Origin of the sequence: Bradyrhizobium sp. (genome assembly GCF_035652035.1) — a bacterium.
Classification (GTDB): domain Bacteria; phylum Pseudomonadota; class Alphaproteobacteria; order Rhizobiales; family Xanthobacteraceae; genus Bradyrhizobium.
Genome location: NZ_DASREO010000091.1, coordinates 36058 through 58331 on the forward strand (window position 1 = coordinate 36058; position 22274 = coordinate 58331).

At 63.2% G+C, this 22274-nt stretch carries 20 protein-coding genes; 9 read left to right on the top strand and 11 right to left on the bottom strand.

Going from position 1 to position 22274, the window contains the following annotated elements; genetic code table 11:
• The first annotated feature begins 57 nt into the window (after positions 1-57).
• Together VFB05_RS24105 and VFB05_RS24110 are read left to right on the top strand one after the other, a co-directional pair.
• On the top strand, positions 58-699 hold the full coding sequence (locus tag VFB05_RS24105; RefSeq protein ID WP_325016976.1) for a TVP38/TMEM64 family protein: 642 nt from the start codon (positions 58-60) through the stop codon (positions 697-699).
• A 22-nt stretch (positions 700-721) separates the two neighbouring features.
• On the top strand, positions 722-943 hold the full coding sequence (locus VFB05_RS24110; RefSeq protein WP_325016978.1) for a hypothetical protein: 222 nt from the start codon (positions 722-724) through the stop codon (positions 941-943).
• Between the two features lie 72 nt (positions 944-1015).
• Here the strand turns inward: VFB05_RS24110 and VFB05_RS24115 are convergent, their stop codons facing one another.
• From VFB05_RS24115 to VFB05_RS24125, 3 genes are all read right to left on the bottom strand, one after another.
• Positions 1016-1444 carry a heme-binding protein gene (locus VFB05_RS24115; RefSeq protein WP_325016980.1) on the bottom strand — a complete coding sequence of 143 codons (429 nt, stop codon included), beginning with the start codon at positions 1442-1444 and terminating at the stop codon, positions 1016-1018.
• Between the two features lie 29 nt (positions 1445-1473).
• Positions 1474-4395 (bottom strand): FAD-binding and (Fe-S)-binding domain-containing protein, encoded by a 2922-nt coding sequence (locus VFB05_RS24120; RefSeq protein ID WP_325016982.1) that lies wholly within the window; start codon positions 4393-4395, stop codon positions 1474-1476.
• 84 nt (positions 4396-4479) lie between these two features.
• Positions 4480-5208 (bottom strand): GntR family transcriptional regulator, encoded by a 729-nt coding sequence (locus VFB05_RS24125; protein ID WP_414643306.1) that lies wholly within the window; start codon positions 5206-5208, stop codon positions 4480-4482.
• 114 nt (positions 5209-5322) lie between these two features.
• Between VFB05_RS24125 and VFB05_RS24130 the strand changes: the two genes are divergently transcribed.
• The 4 genes from VFB05_RS24130 to VFB05_RS24145 all read left to right on the top strand — a co-directional run bounded on the left by VFB05_RS24130 (position 5323) and on the right by VFB05_RS24145 (position 10566).
• On the top strand, positions 5323-6525 hold the full coding sequence (locus VFB05_RS24130) for an alanine--glyoxylate aminotransferase family protein (RefSeq protein ID WP_325016984.1): 1203 nt from the start codon (positions 5323-5325) through the stop codon (positions 6523-6525).
• A 188-nt stretch (positions 6526-6713) separates the two neighbouring features.
• Complete coding sequence (locus VFB05_RS24135) at positions 6714-8051, top strand: MFS transporter (RefSeq protein ID WP_325016986.1); 1338 nt, start codon at positions 6714-6716, stop codon at positions 8049-8051.
• A gap of 369 nt (positions 8052-8420) precedes the next feature.
• Entirely contained in the window at positions 8421-9626 is a 1206-nt protein-coding gene (locus VFB05_RS24140; protein ID WP_325016988.1) for a pyridoxal-phosphate-dependent aminotransferase family protein, read from the top strand.
• 142 nt (positions 9627-9768) lie between these two features.
• On the top strand, positions 9769-10566 hold the full coding sequence (locus VFB05_RS24145; protein ID WP_325016990.1) for an enoyl-CoA hydratase/isomerase family protein: 798 nt from the start codon (positions 9769-9771) through the stop codon (positions 10564-10566).
• A 156-nt stretch (positions 10567-10722) separates the two neighbouring features.
• Here the strand turns inward: VFB05_RS24145 and VFB05_RS24150 are convergent, their stop codons facing one another.
• Together VFB05_RS24150 and VFB05_RS24155 are read right to left on the bottom strand one after the other, a co-directional pair.
• Complete coding sequence (locus tag VFB05_RS24150) at positions 10723-11691, bottom strand: PDR/VanB family oxidoreductase (RefSeq protein ID WP_325016992.1); 969 nt, start codon at positions 11689-11691, stop codon at positions 10723-10725.
• A 5-nt stretch (positions 11692-11696) separates the two neighbouring features.
• On the bottom strand, positions 11697-12770 hold the full coding sequence (locus VFB05_RS24155) for an aromatic ring-hydroxylating dioxygenase subunit alpha (RefSeq protein ID WP_325016994.1): 1074 nt from the start codon (positions 12768-12770) through the stop codon (positions 11697-11699).
• 160 nt (positions 12771-12930) lie between these two features.
• On the opposite strand from VFB05_RS24155, the gene VFB05_RS24160 reads away from it, so the two are divergent.
• On the top strand, positions 12931-13890 hold the full coding sequence (locus tag VFB05_RS24160) for a LysR family transcriptional regulator (protein WP_325016996.1): 960 nt from the start codon (positions 12931-12933) through the stop codon (positions 13888-13890).
• A 30-nt stretch (positions 13891-13920) separates the two neighbouring features.
• Here VFB05_RS24160 and VFB05_RS24165 read toward each other — a convergent pair whose 3' ends face one another.
• The 4 genes from VFB05_RS24165 to VFB05_RS24180 all read right to left on the bottom strand — a co-directional run bounded on the left by VFB05_RS24165 (position 13921) and on the right by VFB05_RS24180 (position 17829).
• Positions 13921-14889: a hypothetical protein gene (locus VFB05_RS24165; RefSeq protein WP_325016998.1), complete on the bottom strand. Its 969-nt coding sequence runs from the start codon at positions 14887-14889 to the stop codon at positions 13921-13923.
• A gap of 152 nt (positions 14890-15041) precedes the next feature.
• On the bottom strand, positions 15042-15869 hold the full coding sequence (locus tag VFB05_RS24170; protein ID WP_325017000.1) for an outer membrane protein: 828 nt from the start codon (positions 15867-15869) through the stop codon (positions 15042-15044).
• 210 nt (positions 15870-16079) lie between these two features.
• The gene (locus VFB05_RS24175) at positions 16080-16913 is read right to left on the bottom strand and encodes an outer membrane protein (protein WP_325017003.1); all 834 of its coding nucleotides are present in this window, start codon (positions 16911-16913) and stop codon (positions 16080-16082) included.
• A 247-nt stretch (positions 16914-17160) separates the two neighbouring features.
• The gene (locus VFB05_RS24180) at positions 17161-17829 is read right to left on the bottom strand and encodes an L-fuculose-phosphate aldolase (RefSeq protein WP_325017005.1); all 669 of its coding nucleotides are present in this window, start codon (positions 17827-17829) and stop codon (positions 17161-17163) included.
• 92 nt (positions 17830-17921) lie between these two features.
• On the opposite strand from VFB05_RS24180, the gene VFB05_RS24185 reads away from it, so the two are divergent.
• Entirely contained in the window at positions 17922-18797 is an 876-nt protein-coding gene (locus VFB05_RS24185) for an S-methyl-5'-thioadenosine phosphorylase (protein ID WP_325017007.1), read from the top strand.
• Positions 18794-19876: an S-methyl-5-thioribose-1-phosphate isomerase gene (gene mtnA / locus VFB05_RS24190; protein ID WP_325017009.1), complete on the top strand. Its 1083-nt coding sequence runs from the start codon at positions 18794-18796 to the stop codon at positions 19874-19876. Before VFB05_RS24185 ends, mtnA begins: the two co-directional genes overlap by 4 nt.
• Positions 19877-19882: 6 nt before the next feature.
• On the opposite strand, the gene VFB05_RS24195 is transcribed toward mtnA, so the two are convergent.
• Together VFB05_RS24195 and VFB05_RS24200 are read right to left on the bottom strand one after the other, a co-directional pair.
• Complete coding sequence (locus tag VFB05_RS24195; protein WP_325017011.1) at positions 19883-21505, bottom strand: hypothetical protein; 1623 nt, start codon at positions 21503-21505, stop codon at positions 19883-19885.
• A gap of 57 nt (positions 21506-21562) precedes the next feature.
• The gene (locus VFB05_RS24200; RefSeq protein ID WP_325017013.1) at positions 21563-22273 is read right to left on the bottom strand and encodes a class I SAM-dependent methyltransferase; all 711 of its coding nucleotides are present in this window, start codon (positions 22271-22273) and stop codon (positions 21563-21565) included.
• Position 22274 lies beyond the last annotated feature (1 nt).

The following is a 22274-nucleotide window of genomic DNA, read 5'->3' on the forward strand; positions in this document are numbered from 1 at the left end:
GTTTGGACCGGCGTGCAGGGTGCGATATACGGCCCGGTGCAGACGAGGGGATCTGGCTTGCGTTTCAAAATATTTCGGTTGGCTGTTCTCGCGATGCTGCTCGGTGCCGGGAGTTTTCTGGCGGCGAGGGGCGGTCTCGACTTTCTTCATGTCCAGGCCTTGCTTCAACAATCGCGTTTCGCGCCGGTCGTCTTCATCGCGCTTCACGTCGCGTTCAGCCTGCTGTTTCTGCCGCGCGCCATCATGGGGATCGCGGCCGGCCTCGTATTCGGTCTCTGGAGCGGCGTGCTGTGGGCGACGCTGGGAAGCCTCATCGGCGGGCTGACCGGTTTCTGGCTGGTTCGCTATGTGGCGGCCGATGTGGTTTCGCCGTCGCAATGGCCTCGCTTCGCTTCGGTCGCGCGACGCGTGGAAGAAGGGGGGTGGCGGGCAGTCGCGATGCTGAGGCTGGTCCCGGTTCTGCCCCATTCACCGACGAACTACCTGCTCGGATTGACCAGCCTCGGTACTGCGGATTTCGCCCTCGGTTCCCTGCTCGGCCAGGCGCCGATGACGTTTGCATTCGTGCAATTTGGCGTCGGAAGCGCGCAGGCGATCACGGATCGTCCCGGATGGCTTTGGCCCACGCTGATCGGAGCGACCGTTCTTCTGCTTTCGATGCTTCCGCAATTCTGGCAACGACTATCTCGTCAGCAGTGAGCGGCAAGCGGCAGGAGTTCGCATGGCAATTTCCACCTGCGCAAAATGCGAGGGTCATGCTTTTGAGCGTGCCCTTGTCACACCACTAAGAGAGCTGCGCTCGGTGCCCGTTCTACAGTGCGCCAACTGCGGGGCTGTGGTCGGGACACTGGAATCGGAAGCGGCGATCGACGGCCTCCAAAAGCAGATTGGCGCGATCGATGCGGGTCTCATCCGGATCGTCAAAGCGCTTCAAGGACAATAAGGGATTCTCAGATGCGCAACTGCGCACCACAGCTCGCTCGTTTGGCTCACGCCGGGGAATGACGAGTCAGGTCTAACCCGGATTGGCTTTCAATCCCGCCGCCTCGATGCCGGCGATGGCGCAGATCTCGTCATTGTCCGAGGTGTCGCCGGAGACGCCGACCGCCCCTAACAACGTCGCGCCGTTCTGGATCAACACGCCGCCGGGCACCGGCACCAGCCGTCCTTCGGCGAGCGAATTCACGGCGCTGACGAAGTAAGCCTGCTCCTGCGCGCGCTGGAACAGCGCCCGCGAACCCATTCCCATCGCGAGCGCGCCATAGGCCTTGCCATGCGCGATTTCGGCCCGCATCAGGCTGGTGCCGTCCTGCGCCGCCGTGACCTTCACCGCGCCGCGCGCATCGAGCACCGTGATGACGAGCGGCTTGAATTTCTTCTCGACCGCCTTGGCAAGCGCGGCGTCGAGGATCTTGCGGGCGACATCGAGGGTGAGTTCGGACATGGGCATTCCTTATGCGTGAGAGATGAATCTTAGGAAATTGGACGCGCCGCGTCGAGGCTCATGGCGAGCACGCGGGCGACATGGATGGCAGAACGCTGGGTGCCGTCCTTGATCTGATGACGGCAGGAGGTCCCGTCGGCGATCACGAGCGTATCGGCCTCAGCGCGGCGAACCGCGGGAAGCAGCGACAGTTCCGCCATCTCGATCGAGGTATCATACGTGTCCGCGCCATAGCCGAACGCGCCGGCCATACCGCAGCAACTGGACTCGATGGTTTCGACCTGCAATTCCGGGATGAGCCGCAGAGCTTGTTCGACCGGCTTGAACGCGCCGAAGGACTTTTGGTGGCAGTGGCCATGCACCACGGCCTTGTCGGCGATCGCGCCAAGTCGCAACTTCAGCCGTCCGGCAGCGGCCTCGCGCACCAGAAATTCCTCGAACATGAGAGCCTGCGCGCTGACGGCCTTGGCCCTCTCGTCCGAGCGCAACGACAGCAGCTCGTCACGCAGCGTGAGAAGACAACTTGGCTCGAGGCCGACGATCGGCACGCCGCGCGCCGCGAAAGGCGCGTAGGTGGCAACCAGACGGTCGAGCTCAGCACGGGCGTGATCGACAGAACCGGCCGACAGGAAGGTGCGGCCGCAACACAGCGGGCGGCCGCCGCCTGTCGGCCTCGGAACATGGACGCGATAGCCGCCGGCGATCAGCACCCGCAATGCGGCGTCAAGGTTCTCGCGCTCATAGGTGCGGTTGAAGGTGTCGCCGAACAGCACGACCTCGCGGCCGTCGGCCGGGCCAAACACTTCGCCGTGCGGATCGAACACGTCGCGCCGGAACGACGGCAGCGCGCGCTTGGCGCTGATGCCGGCGACACGCTCGAGCAGCGCGCGCAGGATCTTGCTGCGGTTGCGCAGATTAGCCAGTGGCGCGAGGCGCGAGAACAGCGGTGCATAATGAGGGAGAAAGCCGACGAGGCGGTCGCGCAAGGAGAGGCCGTGTTTGGCGCGGCGCGCTGATAGCACTTCGATCTTCATCTTGGCCATGTCGACGCCGGTCGGGCACTCGTGGCGGCAGGCCTTGCAGGACACGCAAAGCTTCATCGTGTCCATCATCGCATCGGAGGACAGCGCGTCGGGTCCGAGCTGGCCGGAAATCGCGAGCCGCAGCGTGTTGGCGCGGCCGCGCGTGACGTCTTTCTCATTGCGCGTGGCGCGATAAGACGGGCACATCACGCCGCCCTCGAGCTTGCGGCAGGCGCCGTTGTTGTTGCACATCTCGACCGCGCCCTGGAAACCGCCTCCGGCGCCGGGCCAGGCCGACCAGTCGAGCGCGGTCTTGAACTCGCGGATAGCGTAGTCCGGCGTGTAACGGAACAGCGAGCGGTCGTCCATTTTGGGCGGATCGACGATCTTGCCCGGGTTGAGCACATGGCCGGGGTCGAAGCGTTCTTTCACTTCCCTGAAGTCGGCGATGATGCGCGCGCCGAACATCGTCTCGTGGAATTCCGAGCGCACGAGCCCATCGCCATGTTCGCCGGAATGCGAGCCTTTATACTCGCGCACCATTGCGAAGGCTTCCTCCGCAATGGCGCGCATCGCCTTGACGTCCTTTTCGAGCTTCAGGTTCAGCACGGGACGCACATGCAGGCAGCCTTCGCTCGCATGCGCATACATGGTGCCGCGGGTGCCGTGCTTGGCGAAGACTTTATTGAGGCGATCGGTGTAGTCGGCGAGGTGGGGCAGGGGCACTGCGCAGTCCTCGACAAAGGACACCGGCTTGCCTTCCTGCTTCATCGACATCATGACGTTGAGGCCGGAGGTGCGGAAATCGGCAATCGCGGTCTGCACGGCGGGCTCGACGACGTCGACCACGCCGCCCCATTTGCGCGTGTCGTTGGCCCACGCGAAGCCGAGATCGCCCATCAGCTCGGCGAGCTGTTTCAGCTTCTGTAAATTGTCGGCTTGATCCTCCTCTGCGAACTCGACGATCAGAAGTGCATCGGGATCGCCTTTCACGGTCGCCTCGATCACGGGGCGGAACATCGCGATGTCACGGCCGAGCGCGATCATGGTGCGGTCGACCAGTTCGACGGCAATTGGCCTCAGCTTGACGAGATGCTGCGCGGCGTCCATCGCCTCATAGAAACTGCCGAAGTGGCAGACGCCGAGCACCTTGTTCTTGATCACAGGCCACAGCTTCAGTTCGACTTTTGTGGTGAAGGCCAGCGTGCCCTCCGAGCCGACCAGAAGATGAGCCATGTTGTTGGCCGCATTGCGCGGCACGAGCGCATCGAGATTGTAGCCGCCGACGCGGCGCTGCACCTTCGGGAATTTGTCGGCGACTTCCGCAGCCTCACGCTTGCCGAGATCAAGCATGTCGCGGAACAGGTCTGACGTCGTGTCGCGCGCCACTTCGCCGAAATGCATCAGCGTGCCGTCGGCGAGCGCCGCATCCATCGCAATCGTGTTGTCGCGCATGGTACCGTAACGCAGCGAGCGGCCGCCGCAGGAGTTATTGCCGGCCATGCCGCCGATGGTGGCGCGCGAGGCGGTCGAGACGTCGACCGGAAACCACAGGCCGTGCTTTTTCAGTTGCCGGTTGAGGTCGTTGAGCACGATGCCGGGTTCGACCACGCAGGTTTTGTTCTCGACGTCGAGCGAGATCAGCTTGTTCAGATGCTTGGAGAGATCGATGACGATGCCGTCATTGATGGTCTGGCCGCATTGCGAAGTGCCGCCGCCGCGCGGGGTCACCTTGCGCCCGGCGTCGCGCGCGATCGCAAGCGCGCGCAGCGCCTCATCAATCGAGCTGGGGATGACCACGCCAGCAGGCACGATCTGGTAGAACGAGGCGTCGGTGGCGTAACGGCCGCGGCTGAAGGAATCGAACAGGACGTCGCCGGTGATCTCGCGCGAGAGCCTGTCCCTCAGCTTCAAGTCCGTATTGGTCATCCGATCCCCGTAACGCCCAAAGGCGATCTTCTTTTTGCCTTCCCCAAGGCAATTTTGAATGCAAAATTCGGCTTTTCGGCCCTGCTAAGCCGGCTCAGAAGCCGTAGCCGCACCCGTCTTGAGGTGCTCGACCGCCGCGGTGCGCTTGTTGCGGAGATGCCTGAACAGGATATCCGAGAGTTCGTTGCCGGCGCGGCGGCGCAGCGCCTCCAGGATGGTCTCGTGCTCGCGCATGGCCTCGCCCCAGCGCTCGCGCTTGCGGGCGAAGTTCGCCGAATAGCGCACGCGGCGAATGCGACCGGCAAAGTTCGCGTAGGCCGCCTTCAGCGTGGCATTGCGCGAGGCTTCCACGATCTTCTGATGGATCAGCTGATTGACGTGGAAGTAGCCGTGCATGTCGCGATGCAGGTAGAAGCCGTACATTTCATAGTGCAGCCGCTCGATTTCGGCGATTTCCTCGTCGGTGATGCGCTCGCAGGCAAGGCGCCCCGCAAGGCCTTCGAGCCCGCCCATCACGTCGAACAACTCAGCCAGGTCCTGTTCGCTCAATGTGCGCACCCGCGCGCCGCGGTTCGGCAACAGCTCGACCAGACCCTCGGCCGCCAGAACCTTGAGCGCCTCGCGCAGTGGCGTACGCGAGATGCCGAGCATCTCGCACAATTGCCGCTCGGGAACACGGCCGCCCTCGGGAATGTTGCCCTCGACGATGTGGTCGCGCAGGCGAGACAGGATCTCGTCGTGCAGCGATTGCTCTTCCCGCACGCTCTCGCCCAGCGCCTGCGTCGCCGCGTCGTTTGGAATCATCGCTTTCATGGTCGGGAACATACGGAAGACGCGGCCGGTAGTCGACCCCATTTGAACACAATTTAGAAGTTGCTGCTCGTAAAAATGAATGCAATATGGGGTGACAAAGACCGGGAGAACGCCATGACCAAGCACCAGGGACGCCATTTCCTGAACATTCCGGGCCCAAGCCCCGTCCCGGACCGTGTGCTTCGCGCCATGGACATGCCTGTGATCGACCACCGCAGCGCCGAGTTCGCCGAACTCGGCAAGCAGGTTTTCGAGGGCTGCCAGAAGATCTTCAAGACCAAGGGCCCGGTGATCGTGTTTCCGTCCTCGGGCACGGGCGCCTGGGAAGCGGCGATCGTCAATACGCTGTCGCCCGGCGACAAGGTGCTGATGGTCGAGACCGGCCATTTCGCCACGCTCTGGCAACAGATGGCGAAGCGCTGGGGCATCGATGTCGAGTTTCTCCCCGGCGACTGGCGCCATGGCGCGAGCCCCGCCGAGATCGAGGAGAAGCTGAAGGCGGACAAGTCGCACGCCATCAAGGCGGTCATGGTCGTCCACAACGAGACGTCAACCGGCGTCACCAGCCGGGTCGGCGAGATCCGCGCCGCCATGGATCGCCAGGGCCACCCGGCGCTGCTTCTCGTCGATACGATTTCCTCGCTCGGCTCGGTCGACTTCAAGCACGACGAGTGGAAGGTCGACGTGACCGTCTCCTGCTCGCAGAAGGGTTTCATGCTGCCGCCGGGGCTCGGCTTCAATGCCGTCTCGGATAAGGCGCGCGCTGCGTCGAAGACCAACAAGATGCCGCGCTCCTATTGGGATTGGGAGGAGATGCTCAAGCCCAATGCCAACGGCTTCTTCCCCTACACGCCGGCGACCAATCTGCTTTATGGCCTGCGCGAGGCCATTGCGATGATGCTTGAAGAGGGCCTCGATAACGTCTTCACCCGCCACAAGCGCCTCGCTGCGGCAACGCGCGCGGCGGTGACCCATTGGGGCCTTGAAGTGCTGTGTCAGGAGCCGGAAGAATTCTCGCCGGTCTTGACCGCCGTGCTGATGCCGCCGGGGCATAATGCCGACGAGTTCCGGAAGATCACGCTGGAGAAATACAACATCTCGCTTGGCTCGGGCCTGTCCAAGGTGGCCGGCAAGGTGTTCCGCATCGGCCATCTCGGCGAGTGCAACGAACTGACATTGTTGGGGGCGCTCTCGGGTGTCGAGATGGGCCTGACAGCGGCGGGCGTGCCGCATCGCGCCGGTGGCGTCGATGCCGCGATGAAGTCGCTGGAGGACGCCGACAAGTCCAACGCGCCGAGCCACCTGAAGGTCGTCTAGCGTCTCGCGGCGGGATTGACTTAATCGTCATGCCCGCGCTTGTCGCGGGCATCCACGTCCTGAATCCAGAGGAAACAAAGACGTGGATGGCCGGAACAAGTCCGGCCATGACGACGAGAGTATTATTTGAGACGCATGCGGCCGCTGATTATCGAACAAGAGACCAGAAGCACGTAGGGAGAGTTGAGATGGAAGGCCAACAGCCGCGCCGCAGCATGGGACGATGGTACATCCTTGGCTTGATCTGCCTGATGTACCTCATCACCTATCTGGACCGGGTCAACATCTCGACGGCCGCGCCGATCATCAGCAAGGAGTTTGGCTTCGACAAGATCACCATGGGCGCGATCTTCAGCGCCTTCGGGTGGGCTTACGCGCTGTTTCAGGTTCCCGGCGGCTGGCTCTCGGATCGCTTTGGCGCAAGGCCGGTGATCGGCACCATCGTCGCCTACTGGTCGGTGATGACGGCCGCGACCGCGGCGGCAACCGGCGCGGTCTCGTTCATCGCCGTGCGATTCCTGTTCGGAATGGGAGAGGCCGGCGCCTTCCCGGGCGCCACGCGCTCGATGCAGCTTTGGTATCCACGCGAGGAGCGTGGCCTGGTGCAGGGATTGACGCACAGCGCGAGCCGCCTTGGCGCCGCGATTGCCCCGCCGCTCGTGGTCTTCATCATGACGGATTGGGGATGGCGGGCGGCGTTCTATGTCTGCGGCGCGGTCGGGCTGATCTGGTCGGTCTGGTGGTATGTCTCCTACCGCAACTTGCCGGAAGACCATCCGCTGGTGAACCAGGAGGAGCTCAAGCACATTCGTGGCGTCGACGCGACCGGCGCGGCCAAGCCGGCTCATATCGAGCGCAAGGCCGCATCGGTCCCCTGGGCCACGCTGCTGCGCTCGCCCAACATGTGGGCGATCATGTGCGCCTACTTCACCTACGTCTATTGCCTCTGGATCTTCCTGAGCTGGCTGCCGTCCTATCTGGTCGAATTCCGCCACTTCACGCTGATCAAGGTCGGCGTGCTGGCGTCGCTGCCGTTGTTTGCCGGCGTGCTCGGCGACACCGTCGGCGGCGTCGCGACCGACTGGCTGCTCAAGAAGACGGGCAACACCAGACTGGCGCGCCGCTCGGTCGCGATCACGGGCCTGCTCGGATGCTGCGCCTTCATCGTGCCGGCCGCGCTGACCGAGAACGCCATCACCGCCATCACCTGCCTGACCGCCTCCATGTTCTTCCTGGAATGCACCATCGGTCCGTCCTGGGCGGTCCCGATGGATGCGGGCGGCAAATACTCAGGGACCGTCTCCGGCATGATGAACATGGCCGGCAATTTCGGCGGTGCGCTGTCGCCGCTGGTGTTCGGTTTCCTCGTCCAGTACGGCAGCTGGCAGGCGCCTTTCATCGTCGCGGCCGTGCTGCTGGTCATCGGCGCCGGCGTCTGGGCCTTCTGGCTCGATCCGGACCGCTCGGTGCTGGAGCCGGCCGACACCTCGCCCGTCGGCCTGGAGCACGGCGCGCGGGCGCCCTGAACTTGCGGAGAGTTCTACCGTGTCAAAACCCTCATGGTGAGGAGCCGTGGCGCTCGAGCAGGCCGAGCGGTCGCGAGGCCGTTAGCGAACGGCGTAAATGAAATTCCGGCGTCTCCGGACGATGCGTCGCATCGCCGGGAGAACCATGAGGCCCCAGACGGGCCTGCATCCTTCGAGACGCGCGCAAGCGCGCTCCTCAGGATGAGGGTTATGCCGCTTAGGACGCAGTAGGAGTTAGGAGAAGGTTTTTCCCCGGATCAGGCCGGGGTAAGCCTATCCATTCTTATGCATTGACGGGATACCCCTCGCCGGGGGACAAGGCCGTCAACATATGAGCGCGCGCTCAGGATTCCCCGGGAAGGACGCCCAATGGCCCTGCATACAGGACGGCATTTTCTTCAGATTCCAGGCCCTACCAATATACCGGACCGGGTCCTGCGGGCCATGGACATGCCGACGCTGGACCATCGCGGTCCGGAATTCGCCGAGCTCGGCTTTGCGGTGTTCTCGGGCATGCAGCGGATCTTCCGCACCAAGCAGCCGGTGATCATCTTCCCGTCCTCCGGCACCGGCGCCTGGGAAGCGGCGATCGTCAACACGCTGTCGCCAGGCGACAAGGTGCTGCTCGCCGAAACCGGCCAGTTCGCGGTGCTCTGGCGCGGCATCGCCGAGAAGTTCAAGCTCGACCTCGAATTCCTTCCGACCGACTGGCGCCGCGGCGCCGACGTTGCCGAGATCGAGGCGCGGCTGGCCGCCGACAAGGCGCACAAGATCAAGGCCGTGCTCGTCATCCATAACGAGACCTCGACTAGCTGCGTCACCCATCCGCTTGACGTGCGCAAGGCGCTCAACCGCACCAACCATCCGGCGCTCTTGATGGTCGACACCATCTCGGGCCTCGCCTCGCTCGAATACGAGCACGACGCCTGGGGCATCGACGTCTCCGTCGGCGGCTCGCAGAAGGGCATGATGCTGCCGCCGGGCCTGTCCTTCAACGCAGTGTCGGACAAGGCGCTCGCGGCCTCGAAGAGAAATACCTCGCTGCGGTCCTATTGGGACTGGCACGACATGATCGCGATCAACAAGACCGGCACCTTCCCCTATACGCCGGCGATCAACCTCTTGTTCGCGCTGCGCGAGGCGATCGCGATGCTGGAGGAAGAGGGGCTCGAGAACGTCTTCGCCCGCCACAAGCGCCATGCGGCCGCAACGCGCGCCGCGGCCAAGGTCTGGGGCCTCGATCTCGTTTGCCTCGATCCGAACGCCTACTCGCCGGCGCTGACCGCGGTCATGACGCCGGAGGGCCATGATGCGGATGCGTTCCGCAAGATCGTGCTGGAAAACTTCGACATGTCGCTCGGCACGGGTCTTGGCAAGATCAAGGGCAGGGCGTTCCGCATCGGCCATATCGGCCACTTCAACGATTTGATGCTGATGGGCACGCTGTCGGGCGTCGAGATGGGCCTCGACCTTGCGAAGATTCCGCACCGCGCCGGCGGCGTGCTGGCCGCAATGGACATTCTGAAGAACCGCGACGTGGTGGCGATGCCGCAGAACAAGGCGGCGGTGGCCTGAAGTTAGGTTTGCATTGCGAGGAGCCAGTCCCACATTCGTCGTTCCGGGATGGTCCGTAAGGACCAGACCCGGAATCTCGAGATTCCGGGTTCACGCTTCGCGCGCCCCGGAATGACGAGCAAAATTGAGGAAAGAGCGCGACATGAACGCCCCCGTGAATACCAATGAAGACCTGATCCATTCCGTCGAGGACGGAATCGCGCGGATCACCTTCAACCGTCCGCAGGCGCGCAATGCGCTGACCTTTGCGATGTACGAACAGATGGCCGCGATCTGCGAGAGCATCAACGCCGATCGCTCGATCAAGGCGTTGATCATCACCGGCGCGGGCGACAAGGCGTTCGCCTCGGGCACCGACATATCGCAGTTCCGCGCCTTCAAGACCGCGCAGGACTCGCTCGACTATGAGGCGCGGATCGACCGCGTGCTCGGCACGCTGGAGAGTTGCCGCGTGCCTGTCATCGCCGCCATCGCGGGCGCCTGCACCGGCGGCGGCGCGGGCATTGCCGCCTGCTGCGATATCCGTATCGGCACGGCGGCGACGCGCATCGGTTTTCCGATCGCGCGCACACTCGGCAACTGTCTGTCGATGTCGAACATCTCGCGGCTGGTCGCTCTCATTGGCCCCGCGCGCACCAAGGACCTGATCTTCAAGGCGCGCCTGGTTGAAGCGCCCGAAGCGCTCGCGCTTGGCCTGCTCAATGAAGTGGTGCCCGATGTCGAGACGCTGCAAAAGCGCGCTGACGAGACCGCAAAGCTCGTCGCCGGCCACGCGCCGATTACGTTAGAGGTGACCAAGGAAGCGGTGCGCCGCATTCGCCGCACGCTCTCCCGCGACGAAGGCGAGGACCTGATCCTGAAGGCCTATATGAGCGAAGATTTCCGCGAGGGCATGGACGCCTTCCTCAACAAGCGCGCGCCGAATTTCAAAGGCAAGTAGCTCCTCGTCATTGCGAGCGCAGCGAAGCAATCCAGTGCTGATACGAAAGGTGCTGGATTGCTTCGTCGCTGACGCTCCTCGCAATGACGGGAGTTTTGAACGGACCGTATCCTGAAAGGCAACAAAAGCCCGGCTCAAGGTCGGACTTTTCGCTGTCTAGCGGCGATCAGGCGTATCCAGGGTGATGCAGCCGCCAGCGACGCGCGAGACGCAGGTGCAGAGCTTGGTGTTTGCCGTCCGCTCGTCCGGGCTGAAAAACACGTCCCGATGGTCGACCGTAACCGGCGCGTCCAGAATCGGCAGCGCGCACAGGCCGCATTCGCCGCGCCGGCAACCGAAGATCATGTCGACGCCGGCATCCTCGAGCGCCTCCAGCATGGACCGGTCGGCGGGAACGTCGATTTCGAGGCCGAGCCGGGGAATCCTGATCTTGAAGGGGTTCGCCGCAGAGCCGCTGTTGCCAAACGTCTCGTAGCGCAGCTGCGTCGCAGGCCGGGCGGAGTCGCGCCACAGTCGCTTTGCCGCCTCCAACATGCCGAACGGACCGCAGATGTAGAGTTCGCCGTGGGAATCGAGCCGGGCGATCTCGCCTGACATGTCGATGGCCTGTTGTTCGTCGTCAACGAACAGCCGAAGCCGCTCGCCGATCTGGCGCGCGAGTTCGTCCGCGAGCGCGAGATCGCGGCGGCTGCGCGCGCCATAGAGCACGCGAAAATTCGCGCCCGCCTGCTTCAGCGCCAGCGCCATGGTGTAAATCGGCGTGATGCCGATGCCGCCGGCCAGCAGCAGATATTCGCTCCGGCCGTAGCTCAGTTCGAAACTGTTGCCGGGGGCGGAAATGGCGAGCCGCTCACCTGGCTTGATGCGCCACATGCCGGCGGATCCGCCGCGGCTGAATGCGAGCCGCTTGACGGCGATGCGATATCGCCCGTCCGTACAGGGGCCGACCAGCGAATAGCTGCGAACCAGCGGCTTTCCGTCATTGGGCACGATGACATCGATGTGGCTGCCGGGCGCTGCGCCGACGAAAGCGCCTTCCGGTTCGATCTCGAACAGACGTACGTCGTGAGTGAGGTCGCGGACGGCGTGAAGGTGCGCGCTGCGCCACGCGGTTGCTTTCGTCATGGTATTCACTCGGCCGCGACGTTTGCGACCGCGCCGGCGCGTTCAGCGGCGAGCATCTGGTCGATCAATCGCCGTGCCCAGAGCGCGCCCGCATCGATGTTGAGATCGTAAAAAGGCGAGCGCGGATTGTTGTCGATCGCCGCCTGCTGCGCTTCGAGCACCCTCTGATCCTGATCGTAGACGCCCGCACCCGCGTTGACATGGGCAAGCTGAAGCTCGCGCGTGAGCTCTGCGTCGTCCTTTCGATAGTTGCGGACGAAATTCCAGAAATAGTGGCAGGTCGTGTCGGTCGCGGGCGTGATCGCCGCAAGGAACGCGCCGTTGACGCCTTGCGAGCGATCGCCTTGCGGCGCCCCGGTGCCGGTCAGCGCCACGCCGACATCGCCAACGATGACCGATGGCGTCTGGAAGGTGACGATCTGCCAGCGATCGACGCGGCCCGGCCGTCCGAGCTGGCGCGCCCAGTATGGCGGCGGATCGATATCGATCATCCAGCGCGTCATGGTCGCGGTGTCGCGGGTATGGGTCACCTCGAACGGCACGGCCGTGATCGTTTCATCGCCGATGCTGCCGGCATGGACATAGGTCTCGTGCGTGAGGTCCATCAGGTTGTCGATCACGAGACGATAGTCGCATTTGAGCTGATAGAACGTGCCGCCTTCGCCGACCCATTCGGTGCCGTCGTTCCAGTGAAAGTCCGGAATCTTCGCAGGATCCGCCAGCGCGGGATCGCCGGGCCACAGCCAGACCAGACGATGCCGCTCGGCGAGGGGATAGGCGCGCACGCAGGCCGACGGATTGATTGTCTTCTGTGCCGGCATGTAGGTGCAGCGTCCCGCCGAATTGAACACCAGCCCGTGATAGCCGCACATGACGTCGTCGCCCTTCAGGTGTCCGAGCGACAGCGGCAGCAGGCGGTGCCAGCAGGCATCCTCAAGCGCCGCAACCTCGCCGTCGGTGCGGCGATAGAGCACGACGTTCTTGCCGCAGACGGTGCGGGCGGAAAGCTCACGGCCGATTTCGTGCGACCACGCGGCCGCATACCAGCTGTTCAGCGGAAAGGCCTCTGTTGCGCTCATGGATAGCGTCCCTCCTGTTTCGTTCCGGCCCTGGGTTCCGGGCGGCTTTTTCAGGCAGGTTGCGGCAAAGGCAGATATCGGGCAATCAGACAGAGTTGATATTCTCCATCGAATTTATCGATAACGCACTTGGCCTTTCCGGCACGGAGGAGTTGAGGCAATGGCCAGGGACCCTGATCCGTTCGCGATCGATTTTGCCGCCATCCGCACCTTGCGCCTGGTGTCGGAGCTGCGCTCTTTTTCGAAAGCCGCGGAAGTGCTCGGCACCAACCAGTCGACCGTCAGCTACACGATGGACCGGCTGCGCGCGGCGTTCCACGACCGGCTGTTCGTGCGCCAGCACGGCGGCATCGCGCCGACGCCGCGCTGCGCCGAGATCGTCGAGCGCGCTGGCCAGTTACTCGAAACTTTCGAGGAACTGGTGCAGCCTCCGGATTTCGATCCCGCGACCGCAGGGGGACGGGTCACGATCGTCTGCAATTATTACGAGCGGTCGATCATCCTGCCGCGCACCGTTGCCGAGATCAGGCGCCACGCGCCGCACTTGATGGTTGAGATCAAGACGGCCGGCGCCGAAGGGCTCGCCACCCTCAGGCGCGGCGATGCCGACCTTCTGGTCGGTCCCTACGAGGTGCATGAGGAGAGCTTCTATCATCGCCATCTGCTCGACGATCACTATGTCTGCGTCATGCGCCGAAACCATGCGCTTGCCGGCAAGCGGCTGCGGCAGGCCGACTACGTCAAGGCGAGTCATGCCGTCGTCACCTATGGCGGCCTGTGGCGCTCCGGTTATCTCAAAGAGCTCGATGCGCGCGGCCTGTCGCTCAACCAGGTCCTTGCGGTGCCGAGCATCTCCGATCTCACGCATATTCTTCCCAGGACCGACTTGATCTCGACGGTGCCGAGTCGAATTGCGCCTGATATCGCCAGGTCCGTCGTGACGGCGCCCTGTCCGTTCCCGGAACCGTTTCAGATCGGCATGACCTGGACGTCGAGGACCCATCATTCCGCGGCTCACCGCTGGCTGAGACAGCTCATGGCCCGGATTGCCGCAGCGTTGCCCTACAGGGCCGGCATCACTGCGCCCTCCCGGCGCCCGCCGAACGTCGAGGGGGCGTAAGCTGCTATCCCCGGGATGGGGACCTGACAGCTACCGCGCTTTGGGCCGGCCCATCATGGTGCGCTTCCATTCATCCGGCATCGTGTTGTTCGATTCGTCCGGCGCAGCGGTCTCGCCCTGCGTCGTGTCCTGATATTGTCCCCATGCCGTAAGGACGGTCTTGAAGACCTGATCGCCGGTTTCGCCTTTCTCGATGGCAAGAATGGCGCGCTTCTGGTTCGCATAGACAGTCGGGATATCGAACCAGGAGCGCTCCAGCAGCAGCTTCAGGTTACGCGCGCGATCGGCGGGGACATTCGACAGCCCAACGAGAAAAAAACCGTCGGTGACTCTGACCGCAAGTCCGGCGAAAGGCGTACCCGCCGCCTGTTCGTTGGCTTTCATGAGCATGCCAGGGATGTTGGCGATCCCGCCGGCGTCAAAATCGCCGGATGCCGAAATCATCAGCTCGACGACGTGACTCGCCGGCAGCGCCGGGTCGAGGTTGCGTTTGATCGACATCTTCATGCGCAGGCCACGCGAGGGAATCTCGATATCGGCACGTGCGGCGAGTTCGTCGGGCTGGTGCGGGGTCTTGATCGTTTCGGTGCTCCAGATCACCGAGCCGTCAAACCGTCGTCCCCTGGCGTCAGTGGGGTCTTCTTCGTAAAGCACGGCGTGTTCGCGCTCGCGGTTTTTTGGCATCGGCGGCAACGACGGCGCGCGCGGGTGCGTCTTGGCGGCGGCCGCCTTGAGTTCCTCGAGCCGCGCCTTTGCCATCTCGGCAAAGAAGGTCGTGCCATAGCGTTTGATGAAGGCTTCGAGCAGCGCCGGATTGGTCGTGGTCTTGACGGCATCCCAGGCTTCCGCGGCTTCGCTTTTGGGAGCAGCGCCTTCGGAAGACCGTTGCCCGCTTTGCTGCGGACTTTCCGCTGATGCGGCATAGGTGGCGTCGGGACAGCACGTCAGCGAAAGCGCGAGGGCAAAAGCCCCGGTCAAGCGCGCGAGATACGACAGCACGAGCGAACCAACCTCTAACCTTGACGGCACGCAATATAGCACAGGTTGCGGCGTGCAGGAATTGCGCTTTGATGTGAGCGACTGATCATGAAAGCCGCCCATAAGAAAGCCCGGCGCGAGGCCGGGCTTTCTATTCGAAAGGAGCGAGCGCGTTAGTACTTCGCCACCACCGGGCTGTTGAAGTGATAGTTGATGCCAGCTCGCACGATATTGTCGGTGAAGTGCGACGAATAGGACAGGCCGGCGACGGTGCGAACGGGCACGAGAATTCCCGTGAGCTGCATCGGGCCGCCGCTGACGCTGCCGAGGTCCATGTAGAGATATTCGAGCTTGGCGGTCCAATTGCCGCCGATGTGGCCCTCGACGCCCGCGCCGACAGTCCAACCGAAGCGCGTCGACGAATTGCCCGGCAGAAAGACCGTCGTCTGATTGAAATTGCCGGTCGCAGAGCCCGTGACATTGACCTCACCGTAGGCGAGGCCGCCAGTGGCGTAGAAAACTGCATCTGGCGTCGCCAGGATACCGGCGCGACCCCTGACGGTGCCGAACCAGTTCAGGCTCTGGTCGAGGCGGGTCACGATATTGGTGCCATCGTCCGAGCAGGCCAAGCAGATCACCGACGACGACCCGCGTTCGCCGCTGGCTTGAATGTCCGCTTCAAGTCCGACCAGCCAGTTGGTGATCTGCCAGTTGTAGCCGATCTGGCCGCCGCCAATGAAGCCATCGGCTGCGTTTTTGGCGCTGTTGGTGCCGATCAGCGTGCCAGGCAGCGGCAAGCCGGTCAGGAAGCGGTCGATCGTCGTGGAGTTGTCAGCTTGCCCCGCGCTGTAACCGATGTTGCCGCCGACGTAGAAGCCGGTCCAGCCGAACACTTCCACAGGGGCCTTGTAAACCGGAGCCTTCACGGGCAGATCGGCGGCAAGCGCGCCGGTTGCGAGCAGTGTTGCGGCCGCGGCAATTCCAACCAAAATACGCTTCATGGCAAATCCCCAAACCCAAAATGCGGCCTGTATTATACCGTGGAATCGCCCTCCTTGGTGTCGCCCCGAGAGCACAGTCGTCGACAATCGGCCACTTCTCCAGCGGTAAGGTTTGCTTCTGATTACCGACCGTTGCGGAGAACTCCTGATTGATTCGGCAAACAAAAAGCCCGGCGCAAGGCCAGGCTTTTGTCCAAATGGTCTGGCGGATCAGTACCTCGCCACCACCGGGCCGCCGAACTTGTAGTTGATGCCGGCGCGCAGGACGTTGTCGGTGACGCGCGAGGAGAAGTTGCTGACCAGATTGGTCCCTGCGACTGTCGTCGCGAACGAACCGCTCACCGTGCCGAGGTCGACATAGAGATATTCGAGCTTGGCAGTCCAGTTGGGGGCGATCACGCCTTCAACGCCAACGCCGAGCGTCCAGCCAACATTGGTGCTGTTGACGCCGGGGATAACCGCGGACACGCCGGTCACCGTGGGGGCGATGGTCGCGCTGGAGGCAACTTCGCCATAAGCGAGACCGCCGGTTGCGTAGAGCAGCACGCGCGGGGCGGCGAGAACACCAATGCGGCCGCGAACGGTGCCGAACCAGTCGATCTTCTGGCTCAAAGCCTCGGAGACCGAGACTGCCGGGATCGGGAGAGCACCGAACCTTGAGGGAATACAGGTCGTCGCGCAGAGATAATCGTGCGTGCCCTTTTCGTCGGTGCCCTGGATATCCGCCTCAAGGCCGAACACCCAGTTCTGCATTTGCCAGTTGTAACCGATCTGGCCGCCACCCACGATGCCGTTCAGGTCGGTCCTGTCGGTCGCCGAAAACAAGACCGCGCCGGCCGGGCTCGTGACGGTGGTCGCGTCGCTCGAGCGGCCCCAGCTGTAGCCGACGTTGCCGCCGATATAGAAACCGGTCCAGTCGTAGATTGGCTCCACGTAGGCCGGAGCCTTGGTGTAGACCGGCGCCTTGGCCGGCAGGTCGGCGGCAAACGCACCGCCAGCGATCAGCGAGGCGGCTGCGGCAATTCCAATCAACAAACGCTTCATGGCAAAATCCTCGGCAAGAAATTATTATTGCCATCATACCGCCCGATCGCTGCCGCCGTCTGTCACGCGAAAACCACAGGCTTCCATAATCGGCTCCCTCGCGGATTATGGTGAAAATTTGAAGTCCAAGCCAACTGCTTGATTCGATGAAGTTTCTCTTTGCAGCTCGTTTCAGCTGGTATCCCAGCGGCGGGTCCTTCATGCGCTGTTCGCGCGTGCTCAGGGCGCACAGCGCGAATCGTATCGTCTAGTTCTCGCTGCCGCCGACGCCATATCCCGCCATTCGCGTGCGAACTATTTCGATCTCGGCTTTCGACAGAACGGGTGGCGTGCCGATCTGCAAGGCGCCGTGATATTGCCGCGCCAGCGTCTCGACCTCGACGGCGAGCCACATCGCCTTCGCGAGCGAGCTACCTGCCGCGATCATGCCGTGATGCGCCAGAAGGCAGGCGGAGCGATTCTCCAGCGCGGTCACCGCGTGGCGCGACAGTTCTTCCGTGCCGAAGGTCGCATAGGGCGCGCAGCGGATCGTGTCGCCGCCGGCGCAGGCGATCATGTAATGGACGGCCGGAATCTCGCGCCCCATGATCGCGAGGATCGTCGCATAGGGCGGATGCGCATGGACCACCGCGTTGACGTCGCTGCGCGCTTTGAGAATATCGCGGTGAAAGCGCCATTCGCTGGATGGCCGTTGCCTGGCCGGCGGCGCGCCGTCCAGTCGCATGAACACGATCTGGTCCACATGCATGGTGTCGTAGGGAACGGATGTCGGCGTGATCAGCATGCCGTCGTCGTGGCGCAGGCTGATATTGCCTGACGTGCCCTGATTGATGCCGAGCCGGTTCATTTCCCGGCAGGCGTCGATGATCTGATGACGCTTTGCCTTGTCACTGGCGAGCTCGCTCGTTGAAGGCATCCAATTTTCCCTGTAAGTGGCCGTTGCGCCTGAAGAACATTAGTTGAATATGACGTTGCGATATAGTCGTTCTCAAACCGTCCGGAGCAATCATGACGAAGGCCGTGCTTGGCATTATCGGCGGATCCGGCATTTACGACCTGCCGGGACTTGAAAATGCCCGCGACGAGATGGCGGTCAGTCCCTGGGGTGCGCCGTCGGCGCCTTTGCGCCACGGCACCATTGGCGGCCTGCCGATCGTGTTCCTGACGCGCCACGACAAGGGCCATCGGCTGTCGCCATCGGACATCAACTATCGCGCCAATATCGACGTGCTGAAGCGCGCCGGCGTCACCGACCTGATTTCGCTCTCGGCCTGTGGTTCGTTCAAGGAGGAACTGCCGCCTGGCACCTTCGTTCTGGTCGATCAGTTCGTCGACCGCACCTATCGGCGCGAGAGTTCCTTCTTCGGCAAGGGCTGCGTCGCGCATGTCTCGATGGCGCACCCGGTCTCGCCACGCTTGCGATTACACCTGGCGGCGGCCGCGGAAGCCGAAAGCATTCTGTTTGCGCGCGGCGGCACCTATGTGTGCATCGAGGGCCCACAATTCTCGACCTATGCCGAAAGCATGACCTACAAATCACAGGGCTATTCCGTGATCGGCATGACCAACATGCCCGAGGCCAAGCTCGCCCGTGAGGCCGAGATTTGCTACGCGAGCGTCGCCATGGTGACCGACTTCGATTGCTGGCATCCCGATCACGACGCGGTCACTGTCGCCGACATCATTCGCGTGTTGAGCGCCAATGCCGAGAAGGCGCGGCATCTGGTGGCGCGGCTGGCGCAGGATTTTCCGAAAGAGCATGAGCCGTGCCCGATCGGCTCGGACCGCGCGCTCGATAGCGCGCTGATCACTGCGCCCGAGGCGCGCGATGGCGAACTTTTGAAGAAACTCGATGCCGTAGCCGGGAGACTGCTACGCGCATGAAAGTCGACGGCCGCCACTTTCGCAGTATCTGGGTCGAGGGCGATGGCTGGACTGTCGCTGCAATCGATCAGCGGCGGCTGCCGCATGAGTTCGTCATCGCCAAGCTGACGACGTGCGAAGAGGCGGCGGAAGCGATCCGTTCCATGCTGGTGCGCGGCGCGCCACTGATCGGGGCGACTGCGGCGTATGGCATGGCGCTCGCGATGCGTGATGAGGCTTCCAATGCCGCGCTGGAGCGCGCCTATGGAAAGTTGATCGCGGCGCGGCCAACCGCAATCAATCTGAAATGGGCGTGCGATGAGATGCGAAAGGTGCTGGCGCCGCTGCCTCCATCGGCGCGCGCTGCGGCTGCCTACGCACGCGCCGATGACATTGCGGAGGAGGACGTCGCGATCAACCAAGCGATCGGCAGCCACGGCCTCAAGCTGATCGAGGCGATCGCGCCGCGGAAGAAGCCGGGGGAGGCGATCAACATCCTGACGCATTGCAACGCCGGCTGGCTTGCGACAGTCGATTGGGGAACAGCGACCGCGCCGATTTACCTTGCGCATGACCAAGGTCTGAAAATCCATGTCTGGGTCGACGAGACCCGTCCGCGTAACCAGGGCGCTTCGCTCACCGCCTGGGAGCTTTCGCATCACGGCGTGGCGCACACGGTGATTGCGGACAACACCGGCGGCCATCTGATGCAGCACGGGATGGTCGATCTCGTCATCACCGGCACGGACCGCGTCACCGCCAATGGCGATGTCTGTAACAAGATCGGAACTTACCTGAAGGCGCTCGCCGCGCACGACAACGGCGTGCCGTTCTATGTCGCGCTGCCGTCGCCGACGATCGACTTCTCCATTGACGACGGCAGGAAGATTCCGATCGAGCAGCGCAGCGCCGATGAAGTCGCGACCATGACCGGCCGCACCAGGGACGGCCGGATCGAGACGGTGCGCATCGTTCCTGACGGCTCAAACGTCGCCAACTACGCCTTCGACGTCACGCCGGCCCGGCTCGTCAGCGGACTGATCACCGAGCGCGGCGTGCTCGCAGCGGAGGGAAGCGCGCTGGCGCGGGCGTTTGCTTAGCTTCGGCTACTGGCAGCCATATTCCCAGGGGCCATCGACCTTGCTGAGGGTGCTCGCCGATGTCTTCCATATCCAGAGCTCCGAGGCTGAAGCGCTGTAGATGACAGTGCCGCTATCGCAAAACCCTTGCTCGAAAAGCTGTCCGTTCCAGCGATTGAACCAGCCGCTAGTCGCCGCGAACCATCGAGGCGCCGTATTACCGCCTTTCCAGAGATCGGACGTCAACGATCGGGTGTTCGTGATCATGTACGATGCCCAGGCGATCGCTCCCGTGATTTCCCAGGGCGCGGCTGCAGCCGCGATGGCAAGGGGCGGACCATCCTCGACGGCGACGTAAACGTGCTGGTCGGCGCCCGCAAGCTTGTCGCCGGACGTAACGGTTGCGGGCAGCCGCGACAGCCTCGCCAATTCGTACGACCAGTTTTCCGCCCATTCGCCGGTTCGCGCCCGCGCCGTCGCTTCGAGCGCAACAAGGCCTGTCGCTGCTGCAAGACAAAAGGCGATGGCTGTCAACGGCGACCGGTCGGCCGTGCTCCACGCGGCTGCCGCAAGCACGCCGGCGGCGATGCAGTAGTAAGTTGCGACCACGATACATGTCCGCGCCATGACCCCTTCGGCTACGAGGCCATAGCCGGCGGAAGCATAGAGCAGGCCTGAGGCAACGATTCCACCTGCCATCAGCAGGAACGTCAGACCCACGCGCGAGGCGCTGACGATTCGGGCTACACAGACGGCACCTGACGGACCCGCGACAAGCACTGTTCCGGCAATGAGGAGCCTGTGTTCGCGTGTGGCGTGACCCAGGGCGGCGAGAATATGCGAGTAGCTGCCGACGAAACTGTGAAAGAAGTCCCAGTGGAAGGACTTCTGGACGCCGCCAGGCGTCAGGCGGTTGAAAGCGAGACAGGCGACGTTGACGAGCAGCGCGCCGACGAGCGTGCGCCAGGGAATTTGCCTGATGGTGTTTCCACGAAGCGCCGCCGCGATCAGCAACAGGGGAATTTCTTGGAAATAGAATGCCTCGTACGACAAGTGAGACAGCAGCGCGAGCAAAAGGCCGAGCAAAAGCCGCCGCCAGCTGCCCTGGGAATGCAAGAGCAGACTCACCGCAAGACAGAACAGCGGTAAAGCGGGGATTACCGTCGAAACGCCGGTTGCCCACGCGAAGGTTCCGACGTTGCTGGGGAAAACGACAAACGTAGCGCCGGCGACGCAGGCAGCCACGAGGGCGCCGCCGCGCAAGCGATCGACGGCCGAGCTCAGAGCCGCGGCAAGCAGTCCCACGCTGGCGGCGCTGACGAGCAGCATTGCCGCGTTGAGGATTTGCGAGCGCGCCGGCGACCAATCGGCAATCGCCTGCGCCAGCCAAATGTAAGGTACCGAAACGGGACGTGTCGCGACCATTCTCAGGATATCGCGGAATGCTTCCGCCGTGCCGACGAAAGGATGCAACATCACGGTCCAGTCATCAGAATAGAAACCGAGCCGCGCTGGCCAATCCCGACATAGCCAGATCCAGAGGACGAGAGGAACGAGCACGATGCAAAGGCGGGCCGCGCGCGCGACGTCAAACGCCGCCTTGCTCATCCCTTCGGCCGGCACGCCAATATCTGAAGTCTTGTCGTGCATTTCAGCAAATCTCAACGTCGGAAAGAGTGACGCAAAGCGTGTTGGCGGTTGCCGCCGTCATCGGACGTGGCCGATGGCGCGATACTGGCTGCCGAACGGCAAGCGCGCGAACAGCCCGTCGAGCCTTTCGATGAACCCACCCATCGGCGGCAGGGTCAGTATCGACCTTGTCGCCACCTCAGCGCAACCCGCGCTCTCCAGCAGCGCGCGCGATTGCGCCATCGTCAGGAGAACGGCGTCGCGGTCGAATTCGCAATCATGGACGACCTTGCGGGTAAGCGGATGCATCGGGTTGTGCTCGTACACAACGATCAGGCCGCCTGCGCGCGTCACGCGACGCATCTCGTTGACGAATTGCTGCCAGCGATCCGGAGGAACGTGGTGAATCACGCAGATGCAAAACGCGACATCGAATTTCCCGTCGGGGTAAGGCAAGCGGTCGCCATCATAGACCGAGTAGGAGACCGCAGGGTTTCGCTCGCCGGCCTTTTCGATGCAGGCGCTTGACACGTCGACCCCGCTGACGGTGCCAACGACAGGCGTCAGGAACGGATGGTAGTTGCCGATGCCGCAGCCGACGTCGAGCACGTTCAGCCGCTTTGCAGAATCGAAGTGCGAGGCAATCGTTCTGAGCAGGTCATCCGCCTTGGCTCTGGTGAACGCTTCGACCTTTTGGCCGGAGAACGCTATCGCCCGGTTGACCGCTTGATCATACGATTCCTTGTAGCGGTCGAACTCTTCGGCAATCGCTCGCTGTTGCGGATCCATT

What these genes read in the sequence shown, in the direction of transcription:
- VFB05_RS24185 (WP_325017007.1), top strand. Translation starts at nt 17,922, where the DNA reads ATGACGAAGGCCGTGCTTGGCATTATCGGCGGATCCGGCATTTACGAC.
- VFB05_RS24150 (WP_325016992.1), bottom strand. Translation starts at nt 11,691, where the DNA reads ATGACGAAAGCAACCGCGTGGCGCAGCGCGCACCTTCACGCCGTCCGC.
- VFB05_RS24125 (WP_414643306.1), bottom strand. Translation starts at nt 5,208, where the DNA reads ATGAAAGCGATGATTCCAAACGACGCGGCGACGCAGGCGCTGGGCGAG.
- VFB05_RS24145 (WP_325016990.1), top strand. Translation starts at nt 9,769, where the DNA reads ATGAACGCCCCCGTGAATACCAATGAAGACCTGATCCATTCCGTCGAG.
- VFB05_RS24160 (WP_325016996.1), top strand. Translation starts at nt 12,931, where the DNA reads ATGGCCAGGGACCCTGATCCGTTCGCGATCGATTTTGCCGCCATCCGC.
- VFB05_RS24175 (WP_325017003.1), bottom strand. Translation starts at nt 16,913, where the DNA reads ATGAAGCGTTTGTTGATTGGAATTGCCGCAGCCGCCTCGCTGATCGCT.
- VFB05_RS24115 (WP_325016980.1), bottom strand. Translation starts at nt 1,444, where the DNA reads ATGTCCGAACTCACCCTCGATGTCGCCCGCAAGATCCTCGACGCCGCG.
- VFB05_RS24130 (WP_325016984.1), top strand. Translation starts at nt 5,323, where the DNA reads ATGACCAAGCACCAGGGACGCCATTTCCTGAACATTCCGGGCCCAAGC.
- VFB05_RS24180 (WP_325017005.1), bottom strand. Translation starts at nt 17,829, where the DNA reads ATGCCTTCAACGAGCGAGCTCGCCAGTGACAAGGCAAAGCGTCATCAG.
- VFB05_RS24120 (WP_325016982.1), bottom strand. Translation starts at nt 4,395, where the DNA reads ATGACCAATACGGACTTGAAGCTGAGGGACAGGCTCTCGCGCGAGATC.
- VFB05_RS24155 (WP_325016994.1), bottom strand. Translation starts at nt 12,770, where the DNA reads ATGAGCGCAACAGAGGCCTTTCCGCTGAACAGCTGGTATGCGGCCGCG.
- VFB05_RS24135 (WP_325016986.1), top strand. Translation starts at nt 6,714, where the DNA reads ATGGAAGGCCAACAGCCGCGCCGCAGCATGGGACGATGGTACATCCTT.
- VFB05_RS24110 (WP_325016978.1), top strand. Translation starts at nt 722, where the DNA reads ATGGCAATTTCCACCTGCGCAAAATGCGAGGGTCATGCTTTTGAGCGT.
- VFB05_RS24170 (WP_325017000.1), bottom strand. Translation starts at nt 15,869, where the DNA reads ATGAAGCGTATTTTGGTTGGAATTGCCGCGGCCGCAACACTGCTCGCA.
- VFB05_RS24195 (WP_325017011.1), bottom strand. Translation starts at nt 21,505, where the DNA reads ATGCACGACAAGACTTCAGATATTGGCGTGCCGGCCGAAGGGATGAGC.
- VFB05_RS24140 (WP_325016988.1), top strand. Translation starts at nt 8,421, where the DNA reads ATGGCCCTGCATACAGGACGGCATTTTCTTCAGATTCCAGGCCCTACC.
- mtnA (WP_325017009.1), top strand. Translation starts at nt 18,794, where the DNA reads ATGAAAGTCGACGGCCGCCACTTTCGCAGTATCTGGGTCGAGGGCGAT.
- VFB05_RS24200 (WP_325017013.1), bottom strand. Translation starts at nt 22,273, where the DNA reads ATGGATCCGCAACAGCGAGCGATTGCCGAAGAGTTCGACCGCTACAAG.